The 24,515-nt window shown below is 63.0% G+C and carries 27 protein-coding genes, 1 other RNA gene and 1 riboswitch; of the genes, 10 read left to right on the top strand and 18 right to left on the bottom strand.

The window, feature by feature from the left end; genetic code table 11:
* Nucleotides 1-21: 21 nt before the first annotated feature.
* The gene (locus AC2FNY_RS16650) at nt 22-483 is read right to left on the bottom strand and encodes an SRPBCC family protein (RefSeq protein WP_496803124.1); all 462 of its coding nucleotides are present in this window, start codon (nt 481-483) and stop codon (nt 22-24) included.
* A gap of 38 nt (nt 484-521) precedes the next feature.
* Nucleotides 522-1,505, bottom strand: a complete 984-nt coding sequence (gene nudC / locus AC2FNY_RS16655; RefSeq protein ID WP_234138772.1) for an NAD(+) diphosphatase — start codon at nt 1,503-1,505, stop codon at nt 522-524.
* 278 nt (nt 1,506-1,783) lie between these two features.
* Here nudC and AC2FNY_RS16660 point away from each other — a divergent pair, with 278 nt between their 5' ends.
* The 3 genes from AC2FNY_RS16660 (at nt 1,784) to rsgA (ending at nt 4,943) form a co-directional block, all read left to right on the top strand.
* The gene (locus tag AC2FNY_RS16660) at nt 1,784-3,598 is read left to right on the top strand and encodes a 5'-nucleotidase C-terminal domain-containing protein (protein WP_496803125.1); all 1,815 of its coding nucleotides are present in this window, start codon (nt 1,784-1,786) and stop codon (nt 3,596-3,598) included.
* Nucleotides 3,599-3,637: 39 nt separating this feature from the next.
* Nucleotides 3,638-3,736: signal recognition particle sRNA small type (gene ffs, locus AC2FNY_RS16665), an RNA gene on the top strand.
* Nucleotides 3,737-3,911: 175 nt separating this feature from the next.
* Nucleotides 3,912-4,943, top strand: coding sequence for a ribosome small subunit-dependent GTPase A (rsgA, locus tag AC2FNY_RS16670; RefSeq protein WP_496803126.1), 1,032 nt, complete (start codon nt 3,912-3,914; stop codon nt 4,941-4,943).
* 23 nt (nt 4,944-4,966) lie between these two features.
* Here the strand turns inward: rsgA and AC2FNY_RS16675 are convergent, their stop codons facing one another.
* Nucleotides 4,967-5,827, bottom strand: coding sequence for an alpha/beta hydrolase family protein (locus AC2FNY_RS16675; RefSeq protein WP_496803127.1), 861 nt, complete (start codon nt 5,825-5,827; stop codon nt 4,967-4,969).
* An 83-nt stretch (nt 5,828-5,910) separates the two neighbouring features.
* Here AC2FNY_RS16675 and AC2FNY_RS16680 point away from each other — a divergent pair, with 83 nt between their 5' ends.
* The gene (locus tag AC2FNY_RS16680) at nt 5,911-6,468 is read left to right on the top strand and encodes a TetR/AcrR family transcriptional regulator (protein WP_234217248.1); all 558 of its coding nucleotides are present in this window, start codon (nt 5,911-5,913) and stop codon (nt 6,466-6,468) included.
* On the opposite strand, the gene ypfJ is transcribed toward AC2FNY_RS16680, so the two are convergent.
* Nucleotides 6,465-7,313: a KPN_02809 family neutral zinc metallopeptidase gene (gene ypfJ / locus AC2FNY_RS16685; protein WP_496803128.1), complete on the bottom strand. Its 849-nt coding sequence runs from the start codon at nt 7,311-7,313 to the stop codon at nt 6,465-6,467. The genes AC2FNY_RS16680 and ypfJ overlap by 4 nt on opposite strands.
* Nucleotides 7,314-7,418: 105 nt before the next feature.
* Nucleotides 7,419-7,632, top strand: a riboswitch (cobalamin riboswitch).
* A gap of 271 nt (nt 7,633-7,903) precedes the next feature.
* On the opposite strand from ypfJ, the gene AC2FNY_RS16690 reads away from it, so the two are divergent.
* Nucleotides 7,904-8,116 carry a hypothetical protein gene (locus AC2FNY_RS16690; protein ID WP_234144508.1) on the top strand — a complete coding sequence of 71 codons (213 nt, stop codon included), beginning with the start codon at nt 7,904-7,906 and terminating at the stop codon, nt 8,114-8,116.
* 4 nt (nt 8,117-8,120) lie between these two features.
* On the opposite strand, the gene AC2FNY_RS16695 is transcribed toward AC2FNY_RS16690, so the two are convergent.
* Nucleotides 8,121-8,618 (bottom strand): protein-tyrosine phosphatase family protein, encoded by a 498-nt coding sequence (locus AC2FNY_RS16695; RefSeq protein ID WP_234138766.1) that lies wholly within the window; start codon nt 8,616-8,618, stop codon nt 8,121-8,123.
* Between the two features lie 353 nt (nt 8,619-8,971).
* On the opposite strand from AC2FNY_RS16695, the gene AC2FNY_RS16700 reads away from it, so the two are divergent.
* Entirely contained in the window at nt 8,972-10,630 is a 1,659-nt protein-coding gene (locus AC2FNY_RS16700; RefSeq protein ID WP_496803129.1) for a sulfatase-like hydrolase/transferase, read from the top strand.
* Nucleotides 10,631-10,908: 278 nt separating this feature from the next.
* Here AC2FNY_RS16700 and AC2FNY_RS16705 read toward each other — a convergent pair whose 3' ends face one another.
* The 3 genes from AC2FNY_RS16705 to AC2FNY_RS16715 all read right to left on the bottom strand — a co-directional run bounded on the left by AC2FNY_RS16705 (nt 10,909) and on the right by AC2FNY_RS16715 (nt 13,277).
* Nucleotides 10,909-11,334: a hypothetical protein gene (locus AC2FNY_RS16705; RefSeq protein ID WP_496803130.1), complete on the bottom strand. Its 426-nt coding sequence runs from the start codon at nt 11,332-11,334 to the stop codon at nt 10,909-10,911.
* Nucleotides 11,331-12,404 (bottom strand): phenylalanine--tRNA ligase subunit alpha, encoded by a 1,074-nt coding sequence (pheS, locus tag AC2FNY_RS16710; RefSeq protein WP_234182460.1) that lies wholly within the window; start codon nt 12,402-12,404, stop codon nt 11,331-11,333. The genes AC2FNY_RS16705 and pheS overlap by 4 nt, the downstream gene beginning before the upstream one ends.
* A 105-nt stretch (nt 12,405-12,509) precedes the next feature.
* Nucleotides 12,510-13,277 carry an AraC family transcriptional regulator gene (locus AC2FNY_RS16715; protein ID WP_496803131.1) on the bottom strand — a complete coding sequence of 256 codons (768 nt, stop codon included), beginning with the start codon at nt 13,275-13,277 and terminating at the stop codon, nt 12,510-12,512.
* A gap of 71 nt (nt 13,278-13,348) precedes the next feature.
* On the opposite strand from AC2FNY_RS16715, the gene AC2FNY_RS16720 reads away from it, so the two are divergent.
* Both AC2FNY_RS16720 and AC2FNY_RS16725 read left to right on the top strand, forming a co-directional pair.
* The gene (locus AC2FNY_RS16720) at nt 13,349-13,951 is read left to right on the top strand and encodes a pyridoxamine 5'-phosphate oxidase family protein (RefSeq protein ID WP_496803132.1); all 603 of its coding nucleotides are present in this window, start codon (nt 13,349-13,351) and stop codon (nt 13,949-13,951) included.
* 118 nt (nt 13,952-14,069) lie between these two features.
* Complete coding sequence (locus tag AC2FNY_RS16725; RefSeq protein ID WP_496803133.1) at nt 14,070-15,419, top strand: flavin monoamine oxidase family protein; 1,350 nt, start codon at nt 14,070-14,072, stop codon at nt 15,417-15,419.
* Between the two features lie 157 nt (nt 15,420-15,576).
* On the opposite strand, the gene rplT is transcribed toward AC2FNY_RS16725, so the two are convergent.
* The 4 genes from rplT to pyk all read right to left on the bottom strand — a co-directional run bounded on the left by rplT (nt 15,577) and on the right by pyk (nt 17,976).
* Complete coding sequence (gene rplT / locus AC2FNY_RS16730; protein WP_093034506.1) at nt 15,577-15,942, bottom strand: 50S ribosomal protein L20; 366 nt, start codon at nt 15,940-15,942, stop codon at nt 15,577-15,579.
* 15 nt (nt 15,943-15,957) lie between these two features.
* A complete protein-coding gene (gene rpmI / locus AC2FNY_RS16735) occupies nt 15,958-16,158 on the bottom strand; it encodes a 50S ribosomal protein L35 (protein ID WP_234138760.1) in 201 nt (66 codons plus the stop codon).
* A 120-nt stretch (nt 16,159-16,278) separates the two neighbouring features.
* Complete coding sequence (locus AC2FNY_RS16740; protein WP_234138759.1) at nt 16,279-16,503, bottom strand: hypothetical protein; 225 nt, start codon at nt 16,501-16,503, stop codon at nt 16,279-16,281.
* 27 nt (nt 16,504-16,530) lie between these two features.
* Nucleotides 16,531-17,976, bottom strand: a complete 1,446-nt coding sequence (pyk, locus tag AC2FNY_RS16745) for a pyruvate kinase (protein WP_234167690.1) — start codon at nt 17,974-17,976, stop codon at nt 16,531-16,533.
* 117 nt (nt 17,977-18,093) lie between these two features.
* Here pyk and AC2FNY_RS16750 point away from each other — a divergent pair, with 117 nt between their 5' ends.
* Nucleotides 18,094-18,831, top strand: coding sequence for an N-formylglutamate amidohydrolase (locus tag AC2FNY_RS16750; protein ID WP_234167692.1), 738 nt, complete (start codon nt 18,094-18,096; stop codon nt 18,829-18,831).
* 126 nt (nt 18,832-18,957) lie between these two features.
* Nucleotides 18,958-19,272 (top strand): DUF1244 domain-containing protein, encoded by a 315-nt coding sequence (locus AC2FNY_RS16755; RefSeq protein ID WP_234138756.1) that lies wholly within the window; start codon nt 18,958-18,960, stop codon nt 19,270-19,272.
* A gap of 10 nt (nt 19,273-19,282) precedes the next feature.
* On the opposite strand, the gene AC2FNY_RS16760 is transcribed toward AC2FNY_RS16755, so the two are convergent.
* The 6 genes from AC2FNY_RS16760 to AC2FNY_RS16785 all read right to left on the bottom strand — a co-directional run bounded on the left by AC2FNY_RS16760 (nt 19,283) and on the right by AC2FNY_RS16785 (nt 24,507).
* Complete coding sequence (locus AC2FNY_RS16760) at nt 19,283-19,738, bottom strand: PaaI family thioesterase (RefSeq protein ID WP_234138755.1); 456 nt, start codon at nt 19,736-19,738, stop codon at nt 19,283-19,285.
* Nucleotides 19,739-19,908: 170 nt separating this feature from the next.
* Nucleotides 19,909-20,769, bottom strand: coding sequence for a D-amino-acid transaminase (locus AC2FNY_RS16765; RefSeq protein WP_496803134.1), 861 nt, complete (start codon nt 20,767-20,769; stop codon nt 19,909-19,911).
* A gap of 50 nt (nt 20,770-20,819) precedes the next feature.
* Complete coding sequence (locus tag AC2FNY_RS16770) at nt 20,820-21,611, bottom strand: DUF6544 family protein (protein WP_496803135.1); 792 nt, start codon at nt 21,609-21,611, stop codon at nt 20,820-20,822.
* Nucleotides 21,612-21,684: 73 nt separating this feature from the next.
* Complete coding sequence (dgcA, locus tag AC2FNY_RS16775; RefSeq protein WP_234163719.1) at nt 21,685-22,650, bottom strand: N-acetyl-D-Glu racemase DgcA; 966 nt, start codon at nt 22,648-22,650, stop codon at nt 21,685-21,687.
* A 92-nt stretch (nt 22,651-22,742) separates the two neighbouring features.
* Entirely contained in the window at nt 22,743-23,744 is a 1,002-nt protein-coding gene (dgcN, locus tag AC2FNY_RS16780; RefSeq protein WP_496803136.1) for an N-acetyltransferase DgcN, read from the bottom strand.
* 145 nt (nt 23,745-23,889) lie between these two features.
* Complete coding sequence (locus AC2FNY_RS16785) at nt 23,890-24,507, bottom strand: methyltransferase family protein (RefSeq protein WP_234170736.1); 618 nt, start codon at nt 24,505-24,507, stop codon at nt 23,890-23,892.
* Between the last annotated feature and the right edge of the window lie 8 nt (nt 24,508-24,515).

Below are 24,515 nucleotides of genomic sequence, written 5' to 3' on the forward strand. Positions count from 1 at the left end.
TCGATTCACAAAGGCGCCCGCTCAGCGGGCGCAGCGGCTTTCGATTTCCTTGGCGAATTCGGCCATCCGCAGCTTGAACCGGCGGGACATGTTCTTGCGCGCCAGTTTCAGCGATTGCAGAAACAGACGTGCCGAGAGGGTATTGGCCTTCAACTCGACAGAGAAACTCAAGCGGGTACGGCGCGGCGACAGCGCCAGCAGCTCGATCACAGCATCGCCGTTGATGCCCTTGCTGTGACTGGCAAAGCGCATCAGCGACGGTGCGTCATACTGTTTCAACACCACATGCATTTCGCGCGGCTTACCGCGCAGACGAAACCGGGTGTCCCAGGCCATGCCTGCCCCGATCGGGGCGCTGGCATCGACGCGCTGCACCTCAACCCCGCGGCGCATGGCAGAGCGTTCGAAGGTTTCGAATTCCGACAGGATGGCAAAGACCTGCGCCACAGGCGCCTCGATGTCTTCCTTGCTAACGAACTGCATGATCCCTCGTCGGTTGTGATTTTTGCGCGAGTTTCCCCTTAATCCAGCGTGTCCGCAAGCCAGTTCTGCAACAGGAAATGGGCAATCGCCCCTTTGCGGGCGGGCAGCAGGCGTGGATGCTCTCCGGCAAAGGCCAGCATCATGTCGCTGCGACTGACCCAGATCGCATCCTCGATTTCCACCGGGTCGATTTTCAGGTCGCGCGACAGGGCCTCGCCCGCGCAGCCGAACATCAGAGAGGCCGGAAACGGCCAGGGTTGACTGGACAGATAGGTGACCGAGCCGACGCGCACGCCCGCCTCTTCCAGCACCTCGCGGCGCACGGCGGCCTCCAGCGTCTCGCCCGGTTCGACAAAACCCGCCAGCAGCGAATACATCCCCTCGGGCCAGCCCGGAGAACGCCCCATCAGCACCTGGTCGCCGTGTGTGATCAGCATGATTACCACCGGATCGGTGCGCGGGAAGTGCTGACCGCCACAGGCCGGGCAGCCGCGTTGCCACCCCGACTGGGCGATCTCACTGCGGGCGCCGCAACGGGCACAGAACCGGTGACTGGCGTGCCAGCCGATCACCGCCTTGGCGGTCGCGGCCAGTTCTGCGTCGCGCGGGCTGAGACGGGTCATGACCCGCCGCAATTCGGCAAACACCTGCCCCTCAGGCAAAGCGGGGTGCTGCTGTTCGGAGCGGTCCACGAACCCGCCAAGCCCGGTCAGGTCCTGTCCCTCGGCCTGCCACGCCGAAATGTCCTGCGCAAAAATCGGCGCGCCGTCCTCATCTAGGCCCAGGAAAATAGGCGTCTCGGCCTCACCGCCTGGTCCTTCGGTCACCAGAGCGTGGGTTGGCGCAACCCACGCCAGAAGCTCTAGCCGCTCACCTTCCACCAACAGCTTGCCGCGCCAAAGCAACAGACAACGAGCGCGCGGATCGGCCGACATACGCTCCTGTTCCGTTACGTCACCGCGTAGATGCGCCGCCCGGTCCAGACCCGACCCTCCGAATGTGACCTGTTCTGCGATTTTCATGACTGCCCCCAAATTTGTCGTTCACCGACCCACCGGTTGCTCAGGGCTGCCATGGCGGGTGGCGCAATTCAATCGCCATCTGCGTCAGATGACGCCAGACAGAGACAGAGTTGACACAAATCCTGAGCAACTAACCTCTTGCCATACAGCGATTTTGTATATTTGACAGTAGGGAACTCTACCCAGGGATGAATTGTGCGGCGACTGGATACCGGATTTTGAATAGCCCTTCTGAGAACCGCTCAGCCCACTCCCTTACCACATCCCGGCGCCCCGTGATGCGTCTGCGTCTACTCGCCACCACTGACCTGCATATGCAGCTGACAGGTTTTGATTATTACGCCGACCGCCGGGAAAGATCCGGAGGGTTGACTCGGATTGCCCCGCTGATCCACACCGCCCGCACAGAACCGGGTGTGGATCTGTCCCTGCTGCTGGACAACGGCGACAGCATTCAGGGTACCCAGATGGGCGATATCGCTGCCAAACGTCCCGAAGCCCCGCATCCGCTGATGCGGGCCTTTACCTATCTCGGATATGACGCTCTGGGGCTGGGAAATCACGATTTCAACTTCGGGCTTGAGGTGCTGGATCGAGTGTTGGAACAGGCACCCTGTCCGGTGGTTTGTTCTAACGCGCACAGGCTGGACGGCACGGCCCCCTGGCAGCGGATGGCTATCCTTGATCGAGAGGTTCGAAACGCCTCCGTTGCGACCCGGTTACGGATCGGCGTGTTAGCCGCATTGCCACCGCAGACGATGGAGTGGGATGCTCATATCCTGGCAGGCCGGATGCGCGTCGAGGGCATCGTCGATGCCGCGCGCGAGACAGTGTCGCGACTCAAAGCCGAAGGCTGCGATCTGATCGTCGCTTTGGCCCATTCCGGCCTGGCAGAGGCGGTAGCCGCTCCTGATCAGGAAAACGCTGTAATCCCTCTGGCGGCACTTGAAGGTATCGACGCGATAGTTGCTGGACATACGCATCTGCGGCTTCCGTCGCATGGCCCCAGCTCTTGTCCCGACAGGCGCGTATCCGAAGCGCTGATACGTGGCACGCCGGTTGTTATGCCGGGACACCACGGTTCCCATCTGGGGATCATCGACCTGGAACTGCAACAAGGCACAGATGGTCGCTGGCGCGTCGACCAGGCAAACGCTAGCCTGCGCCCGACCGACGACTGCGAGGATGCGGTACTGACCCACCTGCTTGCGGCGGATCATGCCGCCACGCGCGCCGCCGCTAATCAGCCTGCCGGACTTGCGCAAGAGCCGATGCACAGCTATTTTACCTTTGTCGCTCCGGATCGTGGGCTGGCCAAGGTTGCCGCCGCTCAGGCCGCCGCATTGCGCCCGTTTCTTGAAAGCACGGCTCTTGCCGAACTGCCTGTGCTTTCTTCGGTCTCACCACTCAAGGCAGGAGGTCGCGCCGGGCCGGACCACTATACCGACGTTCCCGCTGGACCATTGTCGATGCGCCATGTGGCCGACCTGCACATGTTTCCCAACGAGTTGCGGGCGCTGGTTCTAACCGGCGCCGAACTGCGCGAATGGCTGGAAATGGCCGCCGGCGTGTTCCTGACCCCGGCACCAGCCGGGGCCTGTGACATGTTGCTGGATACTTCCGTGCCCGGACACAATTTCGACAGCCTTTACGGGTTGACCTATGAGATCAATCCGAGCGCGCCAGCGCGCTACGATATCGGCGGTCACCTGATCGCGGAGGAGAACCGGCGGATCGGTTCCCTGCGCCACAACGGAGCGCCGGTTGATGACCGACAAAAATTCGTGGTTGCACTTAACAACTACCGCACCAACGGCGGCGGCCATTTCCTGATGTTGAACCGAGGTCAGCCCATTCCACTGCCAAGCCTGCGCATACAGAGCGCCCTGCATGACTACCTCTCCGGACGGCTACCTGACGACCCACTGGAGCAGGCGCCGCATCCCTGGAGGTTGGCGCCCATGCCTGGGCAGAGCGCGATCCTTCGCACCGGACCGCGGGCCCGCGACCACCTGGACGAGCTTGCCGGGCGTGACGTCACCGATCTCGGTCTGGATGACGAGGGGTTTCTCTGCCTGCGCCTCGGGCTTTGAGATCTTGTCATCCCGGCCCGACCTGCCTATATCGGGACGCGAGAGGTTGGCGCGGGCGAGCGCCTCGCCAACCTGGTCAGGTCCGGAAGGAAGCAGCCACAACGAGTCCCGCTTGGGTCGATGTCCAGCCTCTCACTTGCACCGCCGCGCCTGCGGCACCCGGAACCCTGTAGCATGCGGAGGGATGTATGATTGTAGCAAAGACCCTTCGGGCAGCGCGGTTCTGACGACTCACACCCCTGCCTGAACCCGTTCCGGCCGGATGCGCGTGCGCCATCCGCCCGTCTTGCGTTCTTTCGCAACAGGCGGACCGATGTCTCTTACACTCCCGGACCTTGGATGGTCCTCTTTCTTTGCCGCGCAGGCCGCGGCCCATTCCGGCTGCACGCCCTATCGCCTGACAGCCATTCACCGCAGCACTCTGACCGGATTGTCGCCCGAGGGCGATTGTACCCTGACAACCCCACCCGACCAGCCGACCGGCGCCTTTGCCGTGGGCGACTGGGTCCTGGCCGATCCCGAGCACCGCATCCGGCATCTGCTCGACCGGCGCAGCCTGTTGAAACGGCGCGCGGCGGGTACCGGGGCCGAGGCGCAGCTGATCGCGGCCAATGTCGACGTTCTGTTCATCACCAGTTCCTGCAACGCCGATTTCAACCTGCCCCGGCTGGAGCGCTATCTGGCGCTGGCCCATCAGGCCGGGTGTTATCCCGTTGTGGTGCTGACCAAGGCCGACACCTGTACCGACCCCCGCGCCTATGTCGCGCGGGCCGAGGCGCTGGCGCCGTTTCTGACGGTGCTGGCGGTCAACGCTCTTGATCCTGCCGATCTGGATCAGATCCTATCATGGTGCCCATCCGGCCAGACCGGGGCGCTGGTGGGCTCATCAGGCGTTGGCAAGACCACGTTGATGAATGCTCTCACCGGTACGCAGGAGGCCACGGCCGGCATCCGCGAGGATGATGCCAAGGGCCGTCACACCACCACCGCCCGCGCCCTGCGGCGGATGGTCAACGGCGGCTGGCTGGTCGATACACCGGGCATGCGGGCACTGCGCCTGCTGGATGCGGGCGACGGGATCGACGAGGTGTTTCAGGACCTTTCGGACCTTGCCACCGGCTGTCGTTTCTCGGATTGCGGGCATGACAGCGAACCGGGCTGCGCCATCCAGGCCGCGATTGCGGCGGGAGCGCTGGAACCCGCCCGCCTCGACCGCTGGCGCAAGTTGCGGCGCGAGGATGCGCGCAACTCGGAAAGCGTGGCCGAAGCACGCTCGCGCGACAAGGCGTTCGGCAAGATGGTCCGCGCGGTGATGCGCGACAAGGAGGGCCGGAACAAGGGCTGACCAGCCCCGGGGTCGCCCCCGCGTCAGGGGGCGATCAACCGGGGCCAGAGTGCGACATTGCGCCGGGCAAAGGCGCCCAGATGGCCGATTTCGCGGACCCCGTGCTCCTTTGGCCGCAACAGGTGCCGCCGGGCATTGTCGCCATAGAGATCGGCCAGACGCCAGACACACTCGGGCGGGATCGTATCGTCATCCGCGCAGGCAAAGAGATCGACCTGCGCGTTCGAGCGGCCCCAATCGGGTTTCGGCAGGCGGGTGCCTGTCTCGGACAGATAGGCGCCGGGTGTTGTGCACCAGCGCCGCCATTCCCAATAGACGCCGGGCGGCAGGTCGGTGCCAAAGCCAATCGCCCGCCCCGGCAGATAGCCCAAGGTCTTGACCAGAAGGGGCGCATGGCCGAACCAGAACAGCCGCGCCAGCGCCTGATAGGGCCAGGGGTGGTCCGAGTGATGCACCAGCCCGGAACAGACGCAGATCATGCGCGCGATGGGCTCGATCCCCGGTTGCAGCGGCCCCAGCATGCCGCCCACCGAATGGCCGATCACCCAGAGCGGCAGGCCGGGAAACCGGCGCTGCATTTCGGCATAGGCGGCGGGCATGTCAAGGAGCGCCCAGTCCGACATGGTGGCGGTCGAGGCCGCAAGCGGCCCCCGCAACGAATGCCCGAAATCGCGATAATCATAGGTCAGGCAGACCATGCCCTGCTCGGCCGCCAGCCATGTGGCGAAATGCTGGTAATAGTCGCGCGGCACCCCGGTGGCGCTGTTGATCACAACCGCAACCCGGGGCGTGCCCGCCGGGAGATAGAGCCGCGCCGAAAGCTGCGCCGACCCGGCGGGGAAATGAAAATCCTCGACCCTGACAGATGACTGCATATCCAGCATTGCGACCTCCAGATTTCCTAGACCGATTGGTCTATTCCTCATGTCTGGACCAATCGGTCCAGAGCTGTCAATATCCCCGGCACATGACCCAACGTCCGCTTCCGACCAAAGATCGCTTGATCCGCACCGCCGCCCAGCTGTTCCAGCGCCGGGGGTATCACGGTGTTGGATTGTCCGAGCTGCTGGCCGAGGCAGAGGCGCCCAAGGGCTCTCTGTATCACCACTTCCCGAACGGCAAATCCGACCTGGCGCTGGCCTCGGCCACCTGGGCCTCGGATCAGATGCTGCGGCTGATCGCGGCCTCGTTCGAACCAGCCGAGAGCTTTCATGCCGGAATGGAGGCTCTGTGCGGCAAGGTCGCGAAACTATTCGACAAATCAGGCCAGTGGGATGGCTGCCCGATCTCGTCGACCCTGTTCGAAGGGCCGGACAACGCCGCGTTCCGTGCCCATGCCCACCACCTGTTCGAAGGCTGGATCACCGAGGGCGCGCATCACGCCAGGCGCTTTGGGCTGGCCGATCCGCAAAAGACCGCCGAGACCATGTTCATCCTGCTGCAAGGCGGCTGGATGCTAGCCCGTGCCCGGCAGTCCTCGGACGTGCTGCGCCGTCTGCCCGAGATGCTGCCGCGCGCGGATTAGAGCCGGTTGGTGCTGAACGTGTCGCAGCTTGCGACCCGGCCACTATCAAAGCCGCGTTCGAACCAGGATGCCCGCTGCGCCGAAGTGCCGTGGGTGAATGTATGCGGTTGCGGCACCCGGCCCGCCTGCCGTTGCAGCCGGTCGTCGCCGATCATCCGGGCGGCGTTCAACGCCTCTTCCAGATCACCGCGTTCCATCAGACCTCGGACCGAGCGCGCCCAGACCCCGGACAGGCAATCGGCCTGCAATTCCAACCGCACGGTCAGGGCGTTGGCCTCGACCTGCGAGGACTGCCGCCGGGCCTGATCCACCTGGCCCAGAATGCCCAGCTGATTCTGCACGTGATGGGCCACCTCATGGGCGATCACATAAGCGGCGGCAAAATCGCCACCCGCCTGCAAGCGCCGCGCCAGCGTGGCAAAGAAATCTGTGTCCAGATAGGCCTTCTGGTCGGCCGGGCAGTAGAACGGCCCGGTCGCGCCCGAGGCGCCGCCACAGGGGCTGGAGGTGACCTGAGAAAACAGCACCAGCGTCGGCGGGATGTAGTCGCGGCCAAGCTGGTCGCGGAACACCGTGCCCCAGACATCCTCGGTCGTGGCCAAGACGCGCGAGACGAATTCGCCCGCCTGCCGCTCTTCGGCGGTCAGTTCCTTGGGCGCGCTCTGGCTCGGGCCCGGCTGTTCGGTCAGGAACGGGGTGACGTCGATGCCGGTAAAGGCGCCGATCACCAACAGCAGCAGCACCCCGCCGATGCCCAGCCCACGCCCGCCGATGGCCATGCCGCCGCCACGTCGCCCGCGACGATCCTCGACATGCCTACTGCCGCGTACTCCTCTCAACCGCATGCCGACACCCTTCTTCAGCCTGACTACTCGATACCAATACTAGCATCCCGCCGCATGGGGAAAAACACGGCACGAACACCCGGCTTGACTCCGGCCCGCAACACCCGCTACCGCTGAGGCGATGGTTCTCGGTGACACATGCGCCGGGATGAAAAGGGAACACGGTGCGGCCCCCCTGGCGACAGGGGACCAATTCCGAGACTGCCCCCGCAACTGTAAGCGGTGAGCGATGCCGAAATGCCACTGGCCCTCCGGGCCGGGAAGGCCGGCAAAGCCCGGACCCGCAAGTCAGGAGACCTGCCATCGCAACCGTAACTCGAACCCGGGCGGGGTGTCCGGACGGGATGCCTTGGCCCTGATCGGCCGGTCCCCGACACCCTGTTCCGCCGCGCGGAGGGCGCAGGATGATCTGGACTACAAGAACGCATGAATTTGCCGCAACGCTCTGTCGCCGAACCGGCAGGCCCTGCCCGGCGCTGTCGGCATTGGCCGAGAACCTCGCCCGCGCGCTGCGGCAGGCTGAACCGATGACCGATGCAGGTTTCGCGATAGAAGGGCATTGCGAGATGCCCCCGTGTGGAGCAGGTTGCATGGCCCGCTACGCCGCCTCGCACAGCCGGATCCGCGTGTTCTGCGGCGTCGACGAAGACACCGCCCTGTCGCATCTGAATCGCTTTGCCGATGCACTGATGACACCCGACGGAGCGGGATTTGCCGCCGGGCTAGGCCCGGTACCATGCGCCATGGCCGAGGCCCGCCCCCGCTGCGTCCACTCTGCTGCGACAGTGCAAGCAACGGCCTGAAGGATCAGTCCCGGATAGCACGACCTGCCAGCGCCCAGTCCATCTGGGCGTCGGTTTCCACCGCACAGGAGCGGACCGACCGCAAATGCGCCAGCGCCGCCTTCGGCTCTTCGCCCGTCTCGATCATCAGGCGCAACGCCGCCATGCCCGACCGGCCACAGCCGCCCTTGCAATGGATCAATACGCGCCCGCCGCCGCGCAGCGCATGCCGGGCCGATTTGCTGATCGCCTTCCAACTGATCTCGGCATCACGGCCAGGCACTCCGAAATCATCGACCGGCAGATGAGCCCAGCGGCAGGCGCGACTCTGGATATCAGCACCAAAATTGCGTGCACCGTGCTGCAACATCTCGACCTCGGTCGTCATCGAGATCACCAGCCCGGGCGCCCAGGACCCGATCAGATCAATATCACTTGAATAGTTGCCAGACAGGCCCGGCAACTGGCAGATCGCCAGCGAGCCTCCCCCAACTTGCAGCGCATAGATCACCAATTGCGCCATCCGCAAAATTCCCTCTCCGATCGAGCCCACATCCAAGGCCGCAACACCTTGCCCAGCCGCAACATGACTCCGAAAGAAGCTTTGTCGCAAGTCACGATGCTGGTGAGTGCGCAAGGATTCGGGGCACAAAAGGGCAACCCGGCAACAGTGAATCCTACGCTTTAGGCCGTTCAGACCCCGCCTGAAGGGCAGCTAAGTTAAAGCTTACCGACAGGCGAGCCAAACCCTTGGCCAGAAATGCACGGAAGGGCCCGGTGCCATGTTTCCTACTTGGTCCCAACCCGGCTAGAGTGCGGGTAGTCTAGACCGGAACTGCAGGCTTTCCGACAGATATGCAAAAGGTATGCGCGCCCATGAATATCCTGTTCATCATGTTTGATCAGCTGCGCTGGGATTACCTCAGCTGTTACGGCCACAAGACCCTGAACACGCCCAATATCGACCAGTTGGCGGCAAAGGGGGTGCGGTTTGACCGTGCCTATATCCAGTCGCCGATTTGCGGTTCGTCCCGGATGAGCACCTATACCGGGCGCTATGTACATTCGCACGGGGCCAGCTGGAACGGCATCCCGCTCAAGGTGGGCGAGATGACCATGGGCGACCACCTGCGCGCCGCCGGGATGGGCTGCTGGCTGGTGGGCAAGACCCACATGCGCGCGGACGAGGAAGGCATGGCACGGCTGGGGCTTGAGCCGGATTCGCTGATCGGGGCGCGGGTGGCGGAATGCGGGTTCGACGTGTTCGAACGCGACGATGGCATGCTGCCTGAGGGGCCGGACGGGTATTACGACCCCGACGGCGCCAGGGAATACAACAAGTACCTGCGCGCCAAGGGCTATGAGAGCGACAACCCCTGGCACGACTTTGCCAATTCCGGGCTGGATGCCGAGGGCAATGTGCAATCGGGCTGGTTCCTCAAGAACGCGACCCGCCCCGCCAATATCGCCGAAGAGGACAGCGAGACCCCCTATCTGACCACCCGCGCGATGGAATTCATCGAACAGCAGACCGGTCCGTGGTGCTGTCACCTGAGCTATATCAAGCCGCACTGGCCCTATATCGTGCCCGAACCCTATGCCAGCATGTATGGCCCCGAACATGTGCAGGACGTGGTGCGCAGCGACAGCGAACGCCAGAACGCCCATCCCCTGTTCAAGGCCTTCATGGAGACAAAGGTGGGCGAGGCGTTTTCCCGGCAAGAGGTGCGCGATGCGGTGATCCCCGCCTATATGGGGCTGATCAAACAGGCCGACGACCAGATGGGACGGCTCTTCACATGGCTCGAGGAGACCGGGCGCATGCAGGACACGATGATTGTCCTGACCTCGGATCATGGCGATTTCCTGGGCGATCACTGGATGGGGGAAAAGACCTTCTTTCACGATGCCGCGACGCGGGTTCCGCTGATCGTCTACGATCCGCGCCCCGAGGCCGACGCGACACGGGGCAGCGTCTGTGACGCATTGGTCGAAAGCATCGATCTGGCGCCGACATTCGTCGAGGCGGCGGGCGGCAAACCGGCGATGCATATCCTCGAAGGGGAAAGCCTGATTCCGATCCTGCACGGCGCGCGCGACCACACGCTGCGCGATCACGTGATCTGCGAATACGATTTCTCGGCCTCGCCGATTGCGCATCTGAACGACATCTCGGTGCGGCAGGCGGTTATGTTCATGGTGGCGGACAAGGACTGGAAGCTGATCCATTTCGAGGCAGACCCGCGCCCGATGCTGTTCGATCTGAAGAACGATCCGCAGGAACTCGTCGATCTGGGCGGCGACCCGGCCCATGCCGATGTGATAGCCGGGATGTATGACAAGCTGTTCCGCTGGACCCGCCGCCAGTCGCAACGCACCACCCGCAGCGAGGAACAGCTGATCGCCATGCGCACCAAATCCCGCAAACGCGGGATCGTGTTGGGCATCTATGACGAGAACGAAACGCCGCTGGAGCTGACCGTGAAATATCGCGGCCGCAAGGCGCGGCCCTACAAGGACTATCTGAAGGGGTAAGAGCCGCGCGAGCGCCAGACCGCGGGATGGCGATCCTTGGGTTGAGCGGGGCAGTTTATACCAGCCAAGTCCGGATAACTGTCGAAGAGCGCGCTGGCGGTCCAATATCGCCAGCCCGTGCGGGCGGTCTGGCGATTGCGCGGCGGCCTATCGGCCTTGGTACCGCGCAGTCGCTTTAGCTGAATCGACCTCGAGCCCCAGATCGGTCAGCTCCTCGGCGATCGCATCCACGCTGGCGGTGGTGTCGAGGTGGTCCTACAGCCAGAAGCGGGAGGATTTTATTTCTTTGCCTCGTTTAATCCGAAATAGTTCATTATCAGAACCGTCAGAACAGAAACCAAAATTGGGAGTAAAACTGACGTCATTGCTTTGTCGATCCAACCACCGATGACTCTAGCAGCTTTTCGTATCAAAGTGTTCTTTCGGTGGACCTCAAGCCTGTCATGTCCAAGCAACGTCAATGAGTATGTAGACCACTCGGGAGTCTCGACGCTTGGGTTGACAAAGCCGTTTTCCGCCATTCTCTCCAGGTGGTAGCGTGAGTTTGCATCCAAGTCGTGGTTTGCAAGATACTTTTCTCTTTGCTCGGAGCTGTAGTTGTGACGGTTCAAATACGCGTGGTCGGAGAAATCAACGCCACTGCCGTGGTCCTGTTCCTCTAAGAGTTCCAGAAGAGCTTTTTCCCGACCTAGCTCATACTTCACCTACTCAAACCCCCATGCAGGTTCGGCATGTCCAGCGCGGCAAAGCCGTAGTGGCGCAGCCAGCGCAGGTCTGAATCGAAGAAGGCGCGCAAATCGGGGATGCCGTATTTCAGCATCGCCAGTCGGTCGATGCCGATGCCGAATGCAAAGCCCTGATAGACATCCGGGTCGATGCCACCGGCGGCGATCACCTTGGGGTGCACCATGCCGCTCCCGAGAATCTCCAGCCAGTCGTCGCCCTCGCCGATCTTCAGCTGGCCGCCTTCCCAGGAACAGCGGATATCGACCTCGGCCGAGGGTTCGGTGAAGGGGAAATGCGAGGCGCGGAACCGCAGCTCTACATCATCCACCTCGAAGAACGCCTTGACGAATTCCTCGAGCGTCCATTTCAGGTTCGCCATCGAGATATCGCGGTCCAGCGCCAGGCCTTCGACCTGGTGGAACATCGGCGTGTGGGTCTGGTCGTAATCGGCGCGATAGACACCGCCCGGGCAGATCACGCGCAGCGGCGCGCCCATTTTCTCCATCGAGCGGATCTGCACCGGCGAGGTATGGGTGCGCAGCACATGCGGCGGGCGATTGTCGCCCTCGGCGCGGTGCATGTAGAACGTGTCCATCTCGGCCCGTGCGGGGTGGTGGCCGGGGATGTTGAGCGCGTCGAAATTGTACCAGTCGGTGTCGATGCGCGGCCCTTCGGCAACAGAGAAGCCCATTTCGGCAAAGATCGCGGTCAGTTCCTCGCGGGCCTGGCTGATCGGGTGCAGCGTGCCCTGGCGGCGGTTGCGCGCGGGCAAGGTCACGTCCAGCCATTCGCTGCGCAGACGCTCGTCAAGCGCGGCATCGGCCAGCGCCGCCTTCTTGGCAGCCAACGCAGAGTTGATCTCGTCTTTCAGCGCGTTCAGTGCCGGGCCCGCGGTCTGGCGTTCCTCGGGCGTCATCTTGCCCAGTTCACGCATTTTCAGCGCCACCTCGCCCTTCTTGCCCACGGCGGCAAGGCGGATCGCTTCGATCGCGGCCTCGTCGGCGGCCTCTGCGATCTGGCCCAGATATTTGGCTTTAAGATCGTCCATGACGGTCCCCTGAAATTGGTCCAGAACCTGCTATCGGCCAATGGGCGCGATTGCAAGACGGGCTGGGTGGTTTGACCCGGCTGTTTCCCGGATGCCGCGCCTGTCTCAGGTCATGCGCCGCATCATCGCAGCCATGGTATAGGCATTGGCATAACCCAGATCGCGGGCGACGCGGGCGGCGGGCCTGCCCTCGGCCAGGCCCCGCAGGGCCGCCTGACAGCGCAGCCGTTGCGCCCACTTGCCGAAACTCACACCGGTTTCCATCTGGAAATGGCGGCTGAAGGTGCGGCGGCTCATCCCCGCCTCGGCGGCCCAGCCGTCCAGGTCGCGCGGGCTGGCGGGTGTGGCGATCAGCGCGTCGCAGACCCGGCGCAAACGCGGATCGACGGGGTAAGGCAGTGCCAGGGGCGAGACCGGGGCGGCCAGCAGTTCGATCAGGATAAGCTGGCTCAGATGCAGGGCGCGGGGCGGCATCGGCCAAGGATTGTCCATCTCGCAGAGTGCCGCGATCAGCTGCGCCAGCAGCGGCGACACCGAGACCAACCGGCATCGGGCCAGCGCATCCGCGCCGGGCAGGCCTGCGCGGACATAGAGCGATTGCAGGCGCACAGCGCCGATCATTCGGATCTCGTGCGGCTGCTCTGCCGGGACGATCAACCCATATCCGGGCGGGATGGCATAGGACATGGCCTCCGTCTCGGCCATCATCAGGCCCGAGACCGCATAGATCAGCTGATGCCGGGGATGCCGATGCCGGACCGAGACATAGCCGTCGCGATAGTCGCGCGCATAGCCGACCACATCATGTGGCAGGGATTGCACACGATCCGCCGAGGAGCCCGGCAATTGGAACTGATCGTCAATTTGGCCCATTTGCTAAATCTTTGGCCACATTTCTCCAAAGGGACAAGCTAGGACAGGGGCAATCTGGAAAGGATTTGCCGATGCGCCGCATAACCGACATGACCGAGCTTGAAACCCTTTACGACGCGGCGGTGCCCGCGTCGCTGACCAAGGTGCGTACAAGGCTGAGCCCGCTTTACCGTCAATGGATCGAGACAGCACGGTTCTGCGTGCTGTCGACGGTGGGGCCTGAGGGCACCGATGCCAGCCCGCGCGGTGATGACGGCCCGGTGGTGCGCATTGTCGACGATGCCACCCTGTGGCTGCCCGACTGGCGCGGCAACAACCGGATCGACTCCTTGCGCAACATCGTCCGTGACAACCGGGTGAGCCTGATGTTCATGGTACCCGGCTGCCAGAACGTGGTGCGGGTGAACGGTACCGCCTTTCTGACCCCTGACGCTCAGGCCCGCGCCAGTTTCGAGCGCAAGGGGCGCCAGCCCGCAACGGTCATCGTGATCCAGGTGGGCGAGATGTATTTCCAATGCGCCAAGGCGCTGATGCGCTCGGGCCTCTGGACGCGGGGCGACGAAAGCGGGCTGGTCCCCACGGCGGGACAGTTCCTGCGTGAACAGGACGACGGGTTCGCCGCCGAGGACTATGACGCGGGCTATACCGAATACGCCAAGTCGCGGATGTGGTGAGCGACTGCGCAGACCAAGAGTTGGAGGGGGGCAAAGACACGCGTCCCAAATGATGCTAGCATCGACCGAGGGCCGGATCTGCCCGTGCCTGTGAATGTGACAAATGGGCAGCCTCTCCATGACGACCGCATCGACCAGACGTCAGGTTCTCGCAGCCATCGGAGGATTGGGGGCGCTCGGCCTTGGGGCACGGGGTGTGCTTGGTCAACCGCAGGGTCGCATTCTGGTTGTCGGCGCCGGGCTGGCGGGCTTGTCGGCGGCCCGCGTCCTGCGCGATGCCGGGCGGAACGTCACTGTTGTCGAGGCGCGATCGCGCATCGGCGGTCGCATTCACACCTCTCGCGTCTGGCCGGATTTGCCGATGGACCTTGGGGCAAGCTGGATTCACGGCCAGCGCGGCAATCCTCTGACCGCCCTGGCGCGCGAGGCGGGGGCACGGGTCGTGGCAACCCGCTACGATGCCGCCATCCTGAAGGATGCAAACGGGCGCGATATCGACCCGGACTTGCGTGGTGCCGAACGCATTCTGCGCGGGGCGCTGGCAGAGGCCGATCGGAAGTCGCGTGACATGTCTGTCCTGGACGCGCTGGAGGCTTCCTCGGGCTGGCGAGACGCGGATGCGGGGTTGCGCAGGCTTGTACTCTACCTCGTCAATAGCACGCTTGAGCAGGAATATGGCGCCCCCGCCAGGCAGCTTTCAGCCTGGTATGGCCAAGAGGATGCCGAATTCGGGGGACAGGATGCGCTGTTTCCGGGCGGGTTCGACCAGATTGCTGCTTATCTGGCGCGGGGTCTCGATATTCGACTTTCCGCCGAGGTGACCGGGATCGCTCCGGGACACGTGCGCCTTGCGGATGGCGGCCGGATCGACGCCGATGTGATCGTTTGCACGCTGCCGCTGGGCGTGCTGCAATCCGGGCGTATCCGGTTTGCCGAACCACTGGCGCAGGATCGCGTTGCTGCGTCCCGCAGCCTGCGGATGGGTCTTTTGAACAAATGCTGGCTGCGCTTCGATGGCATCCATTGGCCAGACGATGTCGACTGGATCAGCTGGCTTGGCCCCAGGCCCGGCCTTTGGGGCGAATGGGTATCGCTTGCCCGGACACTAAGGGCACCTGTCCTGGTGGGTTTCAATGCTGCCGATGCGGCGGCCGAAGTGGAAAGCCTGAGCGACCGCGATACCGTCGCGGCCGCTCGGGAGGCGCTCCGCTCGATGTTCGGGTCGGGTTTTCCGGCACCGCGCGCGGCCCAGGCCACAAGGTGGGGGCAGGACAGGCACACGTTCGGCAGCTACAGCTATAATGCCGTAGGTACGCGCCCCTCCACGCGCGCGGAACTGGCGGGACCGGATTGGGACGGAAAAATCTGGTTCGCGGGCGAGGCGACTTCAGCCCGCTATTTCGGCACGGCACATGGCGCCGTTTTGTCGGGGAGGGCGGTGGCCCGAGATATCCTGGCGACAGATTGATCGCTTCGGAACGACGAGGCTTGTGATCCAGTGTCCAAATCAGGGCGCCCGACCAACGGGGAAGATGCCGAAGGTCCATGCTGGTCTTTGCCGTAGAACGAAAAGACCGCCCCAAGGGGCGGCCTTTCCATCACTGTCTCTCGTCTGATGCGAGGTATCAGGCGGCCAGCGCGGCCTGGGCCTTGGCGACGATGGCGCCAAAGGCTTCGGGCTCGTGCACGGCCAGGTCGGCCAGGACCTTGCGGTCCACTTCGATGCCAGCCAGGTTCAGGCCGTTGATGAAGCGCGAATAGGTCAGCGCCTCGTCGTGGCTGCGCACGGCGGCGTTGATCCGCTGGATCCACAGCGCGCGGAAGTTCCGCTTGCGGGCCTTGCGGTCACGGGTTGCATACTGGTTGGCCTTGTCGACGGCCTGGGTTGCCACCTTGAACGAGCTCTTGCGGCGGCCATAGTACCCTTTGGCGGCCTTGAGGACTTTCTTGTGACGGGCGTGGGTTACGGTTCCACCTTTAACGCGGGACATCTCTCAAATCTCCTCTTAGCGGTCGTAGGGCATGTAGCCCTTGACGATCTTGGCGTCGGGGGCGGACAGGGTGGTGGTGCCACGGGCGTCGCGGATGAACTTGGTCGTGCGCTTGATCATGCCGTGGCGTTTGCCGGCCTGACCTGCCTTGACCTTACCCGTTGCGGTCACCTTGAAGCGCTTCTTGGCGCTCGATTTGGTCTTCATCTTGGGCATTTCCGTCTCCTTTTTGGGTTCGGTTTGCGCGCGACTCGGCATGCCACACCGGCCGGTCGCGCGAATAGAGGCGCCGTTTACGCAGAAAGCGCGTCCGAGGCAAGCAGTAATTCAGTGTTTTCAAGGGATGAAACGGGCAAAAACGGAAAAGAACACATCAGGTATTTCCGCCAGCACATAGCCGCCGGGTTTAAGCCACGCGGCATAAAGCATCATCCCCGCGGCGATCACGAGCGTGAAAATGGCAGCAAATGGGCGGCGGACTTCGCTGTAGGCCGACACCATCGCCGGGATCGACAAAGCGGCGATGACCATACTCACCACCAGGATCAGATCTGCGTCCATGTCTGGTCCCTTCTTTCGCGGTGCAGCTTAGCCAGGGTCGGTATTGTATATCAAACGCTCGTCACAAGGCGCGACCCGCAGGATATTGGTGGTACCCGGCACGTTGAAAGGCACACCAGCGGTGATCACAATCTGGTCCGTCTCAGTAGCAAAGCCAGCCGCCCGCGCGACACGCGCGGCATTGACCACCGCGCCCTTGAACCGCTCCAGCTCTGGCGTAATCACGCAATGGCAACCCCAGCTGAGACAGAGCCGTCGCGCGGTGTCCAGCAGCGAGGTCATCGCGATGATCGGCACACCGGGGCGCTCGCGCGCAGTCAGCAGCGCAGTGGTGCCGGACTGGGTAAAGCAGCAAATCGCCTTGATATCCGTCTTCTCCGCGATTTCGCGCGCTGCGGCAACAATCCCGTCGGCGATAGTGGTGCCCTTGGCAGTCCGCGATGCGGCGATGATCTGAGTATAGGTGGGGTCTGCCTCGACCTCGATGGCGACATTGTCCATCGTACGGACCGCCTCGATCGGATACTGACCGGCCGCGGACTCGGCGCTGAGCATGATGGCGTCTGTGCCCTCGTAAATGGCGGTGGCCACGTCCGACACCTCGGCCCGGGTTGGCATCGGGCTTTCGATCATGCTTTCCAGCATCTGGGTGGCCACGATCACCGGCTTGGCGGCGGCGCGGCATCTACGCACCAGCCGCTTCTGAATCGGAGGCACCGCAGCAACCGGCAGTTCCACGCCGAGATCGCCGCGCGCCACCATGATCCCGTCTGAGGCATCCAAAATGGCATCGAATTCCTCGACCGCAGCGGGTTTTTCGATCTTCGACAGGATCGCGGCGCGTCCATCGGCCAGACTGCGCGCCTCGAACACATCGCGTGCGCGTTGGACAAAGCTGAGCGCCAGCCAGTCAACACCCAGCTGGCACGCAAATTCAAGGTCGCCGCGATCCTTCTCCGACAGTGCCGCCAAGGGCAGCACGACGTCGGGCACGTTGACCCCCTTGCGGTTCGAGATGGTGCCGCCGGTTATTACGGTGCAATCGGCGAAGTCGGGGCCGCAATCGGTCACTTTCAGCCGGATCTTGCCATCGTTGACCAGCAGATGCGCGCCGGGTTCCAGCGCCTGGAAAATCTCGGGATGCGGCAGGCAGACACGTTTGGCATCGCCTGGCGCGGGGTCCAGATCAAGCCGGAACGCCGCGCCCTCAGCCAGGTCCTCGGCGTCGTTGGCAAAGGTGCCAACCCGCAACTTGGGGCCCTGAAGATCGGCAAGAATGGCGATCGGGCTGTCCAGATCCTTCTCCACCTGCCGGATGATCTGGTGCTTGGCGCGGATCTCGTCATGGGTGCCGTGGCTCATGTTCAGGCGGAACACGTCGGCCCCGGCCTCGTGCAGCGCGCGGATCGTCTCATAGGTTTCCGACGCCGGTCCCAGCGTTGCCACGATTTTCACTTTTCTCAGGCGACGCATGACCGACCGCTCCCTTGCTCAAGCATTGTTACCGCAAACATCCATCGCGCTCGTTATGGCGCAATTCCCTTTTGTCGGCAACTGTCCTACACCTGCGGCAAACTAGATGACAGGCCCATGACATACACCCCGTTTTTTATCCACGGCGAGGATCGGCGTTCGCGCTGGCTGATCACCTGCGACCATGCGACCAACACGGTGCCGCCCGATATCTGCGGTGGCGACCTGGGTTTGGCGCGCGAGGACATGGAGCGCCATATCGCCTATGACGTGGGTGCCTACGAAGTGTCGCGCCTGCTGGGCGAGATGCTCGAGGCACCTGTGATCGCCGCGAATTTCTCGCGGCTGGTGATTGACCCGAACCGGGGCGAGGACGATCCGACGCTGCTGATGAAGCTCTATGACGGCTCGATCATTCCCGGCAACCGCCACGCGGATGCCGCCGAACGCGAACGCCGGCTGAACATGTGCTATCGGCCCTATCACAACGCGCTGGCACAGTTGGCATCACCGCCCGGTGTGGTGCTGGTGTCGATGCATTCGTTTACCCGTCAACTGCGCGGCCGGGAGCCGCGGCCCTGGCATGTTGGTGTGCTGCATACAGCGGATCGGCGTTTCTCCGATCCCCTGATTGCGCGCCTGCAAGCGGAACGGGACCTCTGCATCGGTGTGAACCAGCCCTATACAGGTGTGCTGCCGGGTGATGCCATCGACACCCACTGTACAGCTTTTGGTCGACCCAACGCACTGATCGAACTGCGTAACGACCTGATCGGGGATCATGCCGGGCAACATGCCTGGGCCGAACGACTGGTGCCGATCTTGCAGGGCGCGCTGGTCGATAGTGGCCTCTGACCTTGTGCGGGGGCCGGAAAACGATACGTTTTCCGGGCCGTTTTCCGAGACGGAAAACGGCGCTACCCTCAGATTTGTCGAGACATTGAAACGCGCGCCGTCGCCCTCAACCTCTGGAGCCACGACATGGACAAGCAAACCGAAATCGAAATCCAGGCTGCCGCCTTTCGCCGTCTGCAAAAACACCTGATGCAGGACCGGACCGATGTTCAGAATATCGACCTGATGAACATGGCCGGGTTCTGCCGCAACTGTCTGGCGCGCTGGTACCAGGAGGCGGCCAACGAACAGGGGATCGAGATGGGCAAGGACGAGGCTCGCGAGATCTATTACGGCATGACGATGGCCGAATGGAAAGCCAAGTATCAGACCGAGGCGAATGCCGATAAACAGGCCGCTTTCGAGGTGGCGTTCAAGGAAAACGTGACCGACCGGGGCTGAAACGCGCGCGTCATCCGGTGACGCCGCTGCGTCCGACCAAGGCCATCAGGGTTGCGGTCATGGTGGCGATCGCCCGCTCCTGACCATCCTGCTTCGCATAGGCTGTGGCGGTGGCCACGGTCAGGGTGCGGCCGGGTTTTACCACCTCGGCCCGGAACGCAAACCTTTGGCCCTGGGCCGGATTCAGAAAGTTGGCCTTGAACTCCACCGTCAGAACGGCCGCTTCTTTCTCCATCAGGGAAAATGCCGCATAGCCGCAGGCGCTGTCCAGCACCGTCGACACGATACCCGCGTGCAGAAATCCGTGCTGTTGGGCAAAAGCCGGATCATAGGGCATGCTCAACTCGATCCGGCCCGCAGACAGAGCGTCGATGCGGGCGCCCAGTGTCGCCATCACCGGTTGACGCGCAAAGCTGTCGCGCACCTTTTGTTCAAATCCGCCAAAACGTGGTTGGAACTCGCTCATTTCGGCCCTTTCCCGGTTGCCTCCGTCTTCGCGACAAACGGCTGTCCGATCAACCTTGCCCAGCGGTCGCAGAACCGCAAGTGGTGACGCTGTGGGCTGGCGGGTCACCCCGGCATATGCAAAAAGCCACCCGACAGGGTGGCTTTGGCAGGCTTCAGGCCGGAACCCTTTCAGATCGCGGTCTTTCGTGCTTCATCAATGTAGATCTCGCGCAGGCGGCGGGCGATCGGTCCGGGCGTTCCGTCACCCAATGTGGCGCCGTCGATCTCGACCACCGGCATCACAAAGGCGCTGGCCGAGGTGGTAAAAGCCTCGTCCGCGGTCTTTGCCTCGTCGATGGTAAAAAGCCGTTCCTCGATCTCCATCTGTGCCTCTTGCGCCAGTCGCAGCACCGCCTTGCGGGTGATGCCATGCAGGATGTCATTGGACAAAGGCCGGGTGACGATCTTGCCGTTCTTGACGAAATAGGCGTTGTTAGAGGTGCCCTCAGTCACATATCCATCCTCGATCATCCAAGCATCGTCGCATCCGGCCTTCTTGGCCATCATCTTGCCCATCGAGGGATAGAGCAGCTGCACTGTCTTGATGTCGCGGCGGCCCCAGCGAATATCCTCGATCGAGATGATCTTGGCCCCTTTTCTGGCCGCCGGACTGTCGGCCAGGCCAGGCTTGGACTGGGTAAACAGAACCAGCGAAGGCGGCGTGCCTGCCGCCGGGAAAACAAAGTCGCGATCCCCGTCCGAACCGCGCGAGACCTGAAGATAGACCAATCCCTCGACGATGCCGTTCAGATCGACCAGCTTGCGGTGGATTTCCAGAAGCTCCTCGCGCGAGCAGGGCTCGGCCATCTCCAGCTCGTCCAGCGAGCGCTTGAGACGAACCGCATGCCCGTCGAAATCAATCAGCTTGCCATCCAGCACGCTGGTCACCTCATAGACGGCATCCGCCATCAGGAATCCGCGATCAAAGATGGAAACCTTGGCTTCGGTCTCGGGAAGGTATTCGCCATTAACGTAAACGGTACGGGTCATGTGTGGCTCCTCTGGGACATGCAGTCTCTTGCGGCGATTGGCGGGCAGCGTCAAGTTCGAGCGGGCGGCGGAAACCGCAGACCGGTGACATCGACTATGAAAAACGGGAAATAGGCATCGGTCCCGAAGTGATTACCCGCCTCGACATGGGTCGGCACGCGGAACCCAGAGAACACACGGCCATCGGATAACACGGCGCCGAAAGGCTGCAGCCTCCATGCCTTTTCGGGGTTGGCATTGCTCCAGCGGGAAAAGGCGATCCGGACCGGCGCGCCCGAGTCAGCCACCGTCAACTCGACCGCCTGTTCCAGGCCGTCCCGCGTGATTGTCACCCGCGCTGTCTGCGCGTCGACAGATTCCCAGGTAACGCCTTGACGCGGCAGGACCGCCGCCGGAGTCCACATAACCGCTTCGGCAGCATAGCGGCCAAAGGCCGAGCGGCGATGGTCGGATGTCCCCCCATAGCGGGCGACCGGCACCAGCCCGGACAGCCAGAACCGGGTCCATCTGCCGGAATCCGACCCTGACAGCTTACGCAGTCCCCGCCCGGCCCGCATTGACCAGATAAAGCCATGCGGGCTGGCAAGGGTCTGCCGGGCCCTCATCCGCATGTAGCCCGGGTGTTCCTTGTCGCCCATGCCGAACTTGCCCTGCATCTCCAATGCGGCGACAGTGAACAGCTTGGTGCCCGGCGTGATGGCCCAGAGGAAAAATCGGCGTGCAGGGTCGGGAAGATCAGCCACCATCCGAGGGTCGAAACGATCCGGTTCGACAGGCTGAAATCTGGCAAGCCGCCGTGCCTCTGTCAGGTCGGCGCGCAGGTCGCGCCAGCGCCAGAGCATCAGGGCAGCCAGACAGACAAGGCACGCGCCCGTCAAGAAGACCCACGCAGTCACCGCCCGCGACCTCCGACGCTCAGCCCCAGAGGGAGGCGCTGGGTGGATGCACGCCGGCGGCATCGAACACGAGGGGTGTCTCGCGATCCTCGGCCAGCAGAAGGGGTCCGTCGAGGTCAGTGACCAGCGCGCCCTGCGCCACCAGCGTCGCCGGCGCCATTGCCAGCGACGAGCCAACCATGCAGCCCACCATGATGTCATAGCCTTCGGCGAGGGCTGCACGGCGCAGCTCCAGCGCCTCGGTCAGCCCGCCGGTCTTGTCGAGCTTGATGTTGACCACGTCATACTTGCCCTTCAGCTTGGGAAGGCTGCTCCGGTCATGACAGCTTTCGTCGGCACAGACAGGCACCGGGCGCTCCATGCCGATCAGGGCGTCGTCCTGACCTGCGGGCAGGGGCTGCTCGACCAATGCCACCCCCAGGCGTACCAGGTGCGGTGCGAGGTCGGCATAGACCTCAGCAGACCAACCCTCGTTTGCGTCGACAATGATTTTCGCGCCAGGTGCCCCGGCGCGCACCGCCTCGAGGCGCTGCATGTCATCGGGAGTCCCCAGCTTGATCTTTAGCAAGGGGCGATGCGCGTTCTTCGCGGCCTGCGCCTGCATCGCCTCGGGGGTGTCGAGCGACAGGGTATAGGCCGTGATCTCGGGCCTTGGTTCGGGCAGCCCAGCCAGTTCCCACACCCGCTTGCCAGCGCGCTTGGCCTCGAGATCCCAGAGGGCGCAATCGACCGCGTTGCGCGCGGCTCCCGCAGGCAGCAGGTCCATCAGGGCAGTGCGGGTGATCTCGCCCGGCAAGCCTACGATCTCGGTTTCGACCGACTCGAGCGTTTCATCGTAGCGGGCGTAGGGAACGCATTCGCCCCAGCCCTGATGCACACCGTCGGAGACCCGCACCGTAAGAACCTTGGCTTCCGTCCGCGAGCCGCGTGAGATCGTGAACACCTGCGCCAAACGGAAAACGTCGCGCGTTACCTCGATCTTCATGCTGCCCGTTCCTTTCACTTTGCCTCAAATACTCCCGCCGGAGGCGAGATTTTTCGTCGAAAAATCTCTCGTGCCTCCGCCGGGGCGTTAGATCACATCGCAGCCAGGGCATCCACCAATTTACCCGGGCCAAAACGGAACGGATCGGTGGCGGGCAGGCCCATCTCGGCCTCGACGCTGGCCAGATGGGCGCGGGCGTCGTCTTCGCTCATGTGCTGGGTGTTGATCGAAACGCCGACCACCTGGCATGCGGGATTGGCGACCTTGGCCAGCGACAGCGCCATATCGCGCACCGCCTCCAGCGTCGGCAACTGGTACCCCGGCAGTCCGCGCATATGCTCGCGGGTCGGTTCGTGACACAGGATCAGCGCATCGGGCTGGCCGCCATGGATCAGCGCCATCGTCACCCCGGAATAGGAGACGTGGAACAGGCTGCCTTGACCCTCGATCAGGTCCCAGTGGTCCTCGTCATTGTCAGGTGTCAGCCATTCCACCGAGCCGGCCATGAAATCGGCGATCACCGCGTCCAGCGGCACACCGTCGCCGGTGATCAGGATGCCTGTCTGGCCGGTGGCGCGAAAGGTCGATTTCATGCCCCGCTCGCGCATCTCGGCATCCATGGCCAGCGCGGTGTACATCTTGCCCACCGAACAGTCGGTGCCCACGGCCAGGCAACGCTTGCCCTTGCGCTTGACGCCATTGGCGATCGGGTATTTCACCGAGGGGATACGCACATCATGCAGCTTGCGCCCGCAAGCTTCGGCGACGGCAACCAGATCGGGTTCGTCGCGCAGCAGGTTGTGCAGGCCCGAAGCCAGATCGAATCCCTCTTCCAGTGCCATCACCAGCACCTTTTTCCAGTCCTGGCTGATCACGCCGCCGCGGTTGGCGACGCCGATCACCAGTGTCTTGGCGCCAGCCTCGCGGGCCTGGGCCAGATCCATGTCGGTCAGCCCCAGATCGGCCTTGCACCCGTCCATGCGGTATTGGCCGACGGCGTTCTCGGGGCGCCAATCCTTGATCCCTACCGCGACCTTGGCAGCGAGTTGGTCGGGGGCATCGCCCAAAAACAGCAGATACGGTGTCTCGATCATCGCAGGTCTCCAGTTGAATACCGGCGAAGGCTAGTTGAAAGTCGTTCGAAAAATCACCGAATTCTGCACCACACCCCAAAATTTTTCGAAAGTTCTTCTAAGCAGGTAAACATGCGTGCAAGATTTTTGCGAAAACCTCTGATCGTCAGTAGATCAGGAAGGTCGGAACGAGTGCACCTTCTTTCAATCCCTCCAGCAGTTCTGCCAAGGGAATGAAGCTGAGAAATACCAGAGCATCAAAGAAGTTCCGTCGCAATGTTTCGACGTTGAAGGTGATCTCGGAGCGCGTGTGAAACAGCGAGGGGCGTGGCAGGATCCGGGGTGTTCGTGCGGCGTAGTCGTCGTATCTCTTTCCGAATTCGGTCCGCAGAAACGCTTCTTCACGCGCCGCGGTCGCCGAGAGAATGGAGAAAGTCGCGGCTCCGAGAACCGCAGTCAGCACAACGCTGCCCAGCATCAGGCCAAAGCCGACCGCACCCATGCAGGAAAAGAAATAGAGTGGATGGCGGCACATGCTGTAGGGACCATCCTGCATGACCTCTGAGTTCTTGCGTCCCCCGATGTATAGAATCGACCAGAACCGGCCCAGAACCGCAGCGATGACCAGAAAGACACCGGTAACCTCGAACAGATCAAACAGCCATTCAGGGTGGAGCCAGGCGGATTTGGAGAACACCAGCAAGGGGAGCATCGCAAAGAAAGCCAGGCGCAGCAGATTGATGCGAAGCCGTTGGTTCGCTGGCAGGGCAGTGGGTTTGTTCATGGAAGAAA

The sequence above is a fragment of the Ruegeria sp. BHSC223 genome (genome assembly GCF_059613025.1).